Source organism: Acidovorax delafieldii 2AN, from assembly GCF_000175235.1.
Lineage (GTDB): Bacteria > Pseudomonadota > Gammaproteobacteria > Burkholderiales > Burkholderiaceae_C > Acidovorax > Acidovorax delafieldii_B.
Genome location: NZ_ACQT01000314.1, coordinates 1 through 3,584, shown reverse-complemented (window position 1 = coordinate 3,584; position 3,584 = coordinate 1). Strand labels below are relative to the sequence as shown.

The 3,584-nt window shown below is 67.4% G+C and carries 3 protein-coding genes; 1 reads left to right on the top strand and 2 read right to left on the bottom strand.

Going from position 1 to position 3,584, the window contains the following annotated elements:
• On the top strand, window positions 1–432 hold a 432-nt coding region (locus ACDELDRAFT_RS20250), incomplete at its 5' end, for a nitrous oxide reductase accessory protein NosL (protein ID WP_005799935.1).
• A 397-nt stretch (window positions 433–829) separates the two neighbouring features.
• Here ACDELDRAFT_RS20250 and ACDELDRAFT_RS20245 read toward each other — a convergent pair.
• Both ACDELDRAFT_RS20245 and ACDELDRAFT_RS20240 read right to left on the bottom strand, forming a co-directional pair.
• The gene (locus ACDELDRAFT_RS20245) at window positions 830–2,299 is read right to left on the bottom strand and encodes a DEAD/DEAH box helicase (protein ID WP_005799934.1); all 1,470 of its coding nucleotides are present in this window, start codon (window positions 2,297–2,299) and stop codon (window positions 830–832) included.
• Window positions 2,300–2,460: 161 nt separating this feature from the next.
• The coding region (locus ACDELDRAFT_RS20240) for a cyclic nucleotide-binding domain-containing protein (RefSeq protein WP_005799933.1) at window positions 2,461–3,584 on the bottom strand (1,124 nt) is incomplete at its 5' end.

Genomic DNA, 3,584 nt, shown 5'->3' with positions numbered 1-3,584 from the left:
CCCCGCGCCATCCCGGCCGACGCTCGCTGCCCCGTGTGCGGCATGTACCCCGCCCGCGCCCCCGAATGGGCGGCGCAGGCCATCTTCGCCAATGGCGATGCCCACTTCTTCGATTCGCCGCTGAGCCTGTTCCAGTACCTGGCCAACGTTGGGCACTACAGCCAGGGCCGCACAGCGCAGGACCTGGTGGCCCGCTACGTCACCGATTCCAAGACAAGCAACTGGATCGCCGCGGAAACGGCTCTGTACGTCGAAGGTTCCTCAGCCCGTGGACCGATGCGCGCCGGTAATCTGCCCGCGTTTGCCTCGGCTGAGGCAGCGCAGCGCTTTGCCGATCGCCGTGGGGGGCGCGTGATCGCCTTTGGTGACGTGAACGCTGCCCTGCTCGCGCGCCTGGCCCCCGGCCGCAAGGCGGAGCATGGCGAACACTGACGCTCGCAATCCGTCAAAATCAATAGCAGCTAACGCCCGCCACATAAGGGCTCTGGCCATTTTTGATTGAATTTTTGCGCTCTGGCGCAAACGGCGACGTCCTCATCGGCTCTTTTGAGCGACCAGAGCCGCCACGCAATACCGCACAGAAGGGCCATCGCCCGTGCCAAACCGACATGCCGGCGGCAATACGCTGGCAGTCCTAGCGCTGTTCCTGGTGCCACCAGCGCGGGAAGCGGGAATGGCAGTCAGCCCCATGTGGTTCCGCGATACATCCACGAAACCGTCGCAACGCTGAATGCCGTTGCGGCCAGCGATACGACGGTAGCGCGGCGCTCTGCCAATCCCCGGCCGCGCCGCCACAGCGCGCGGTGCGCAGCGCTCCCACCGGCAGCGCTTAGGTCGCCGAGGTTTCGGGCTGGGCGGCCTTGAACAGGGCCGCCACCTTGCGCTTGGGTTTTATGTTGGCCGACACGCTGCTGCGCGCGGGCGAGCGGGTGGCAGCTTCCCAGGCCGGTGCCGCATCGCGCTCGCTCGACTCGTAGGGCTTATCAAAGAACGGATCGCGCGACACCACCGCAGGACGGAAGCCCCGGTATTCACGCGGCTCGCGCGGTTCACGGCGTTCACGATCACGTTCGCGAGGTGCGGCATCGCGTGGCGCGGCGTCTCCGCTCTCGCGCCAGGCGCGGCGGCCATCGTTCAGGCGGCCGTGGGGGCGGTCCTCGTCGTACTCCAGCGCCTCGATGTCGATCTTCTTCTTCAGCAACTTCTCGATGTCGGCCACCAGGCGCGCATCGCTGCCCGAAACCAGCGTGACCGCCAGGCCTGAGGCTCCTGCGCGACCGGTGCGGCCGATGCGGTGCACGTAATCCTCGGCATTGAAGGGCACGTCGAAGTTGAACACCGCAGGCACATCCTTGATGTCCAGGCCGCGCGCGGCCACGTCGGTGCAGACCAGCAAATCCACCGCGCCTTGCTTGAAGGCGTCGAGGGCCTTGAGGCGTTCGTCCTGGCTCTTGTCACCGTGCAGCGCCGCGGTCTTGAGGCCCTCGCGCTCCAGGCTGCGGGCCAGGCGCGCGCAGCCGAGCTTGCTGTTGACGAAGATGAAGGCCTGCTTGATCCCGCGCGACTTGAGCACCTGGTGGATGGCGTGGCGCTTGTCGTCGTCATTGGCACTGTAGAAGTGCTGCTCGACGGTGGACGCGGTCTCGTTGGGCCGCGCCACCTCGATGGTGATCGGGTCTTGCAGGTAGCTGCCCGCCAGGCGCTTGATCTCGGGCGAGAAGGTAGCGCTGAACAAGAGCGTGGTGCGCTGCTTTGGCAGGTAGCTCAGGATGCGCTGCAGGTCGGGCAGGAAGCCGATGTCGAGCATACGGTCGGCCTCGTCGAGCACCACGTATTCGACCTGGTTGAGCACCGCATTCTTGGCTTCGATGTGATCGAGCAGACGGCCCGGCGTAGCCACCAGCACCTCGACGCCCTTTTTCAGCTCCAGGGTCTGGGGCTTCATGTCCATGCCGCCAAACACCACGGTGCTGCGCAGCTTGGTGTACTTGGCGTACAGCGCGATCTGCTGGGCCACCTGGTCAGCCAGTTCGCGCGTGGGCAGCAGCACCAGCGCACGCACGGGATGGCGCGCTGGCGAGGTGGAACTGCTTTCATGCTTGAGCAGGCGCTGCAGCAGCGGCAGCGAGAAAGCCGCCGTCTTGCCGGTGCCGGTCTGGGCCGCGCCCATCACGTCCTTGCCGGTCAGCACGACCGGGATGGCCTGCGCCTGGATGGGCGTCATGGACTCATAGCCCATTTCGGCTACGGCACGCGCCAGCGGCTCGGCCAGCGATAAATTGGAAAAGGAACTTGTCATTTAGCCCACTATTGTCGCACCGTGGGAAAAAAGGGGGGCATTTTGTGACTTGCCCCTGCAGTCCGGGCGCACATGCCGACCGCAGCCCACGGGCATTTCACTACCATTTCAATAGCTGCAGAGAACCAGCCTATAAGCACCTGCGGCAAAATCGCCCATTTCTACTCGAGTACCGCCCGCAACTGGCGGGTGGTGACGGCCAAGCGGCGGGCACCGATCTGCGCCAGATTGTTCATCACCACCAGGGCAGCCGCCGGGTATTGGCGGGCCCAGTCGTCGAAGTGGGTGCGCGAAAGCCGCAGCAGCTGGGCGGGGCCCCGTTCGGCGCCCGCGCAGGCCGTGCGCGCCGCACCATTGAGAAACGCCATCTCGCCAAACGCCATGCCCGGCCCCACCGTGGCAAGGCGCAGGCCCTCTTCGGGTGGCCATGACGTCACGAGCGTGATGTGGCCCGACTGCACCACGAGCAGGTCATGGTCGATATCGCCCGCCTCGAACACCCGGCCGCGCGCGGGCACGCTCTGGTGCACCAGCAACGCTTCCAGGGACCGGCGCTCGGCTGCGGGCAGGCCCTCGCCCACTTCGCCCAGCAGGTCGCGCTGCGGGTAGCTGGGCCGCTCCTTGGCGGGGCGCTGCGCAAGGATGGATGCCTCGGCCCATTCGAGGGCGCGGTCCAGGTCCCGGAAGGCGCGCACACCCGCGCCGGCATGTTGCGCCGCCTCGGCATCGAAGGCGGCGACGGCCATCTCGACGCCCTGCTGGTTCAGGTCGCGCACCAGAGCGCGCAGCTGCGCCATGGCAGTGCTGTCCCACGCGGGCACCCGCCCCGCATCGAGGATGACCCAGCGGTGCCTGGGCAGCAACACCAGGCGCACCTGCTCCGCCATGTGGGCCGCGACACCAAACGACATCACCCCCTGCAGCTCGAACACCGCCACCTGGTCCATGCGTGCTGACAACCAGCCGTCCGAGCCAGCCCGCCGCAAGCGGCGCGAGCGCAATTCGCCCTCCAGGCGCACATGGCGCAGCACCGTGGCAGCTGAATCGCGCAGCAGCACGAAGGTGGCCACCACGAGCCCCGCCACCAGCGCGCTCACCCCGCCCAGCACCGCAAAGACCAGGGCCACCAGCCAGCTCTGCATCCAGGTGGCGCGTGAGCGCCTGGCGTAGCGCGCCGACCACATCAGCCCCGGCACCTGCAGCATGCCCGCCAACGCCAGCGCGCCCGCCAGGGCGGCCATGGGCACCCAATGCAGCCACCACGCGCCCGTTACGGCCACGCCCA

What these genes read in the sequence shown, in the direction of transcription:
- ACDELDRAFT_RS20245 (WP_005799934.1), bottom strand. Translation starts at nt 2,299, where the DNA reads ATGACAAGTTCCTTTTCCAATTTATCGCTGGCCGAGCCGCTGGCGCGT.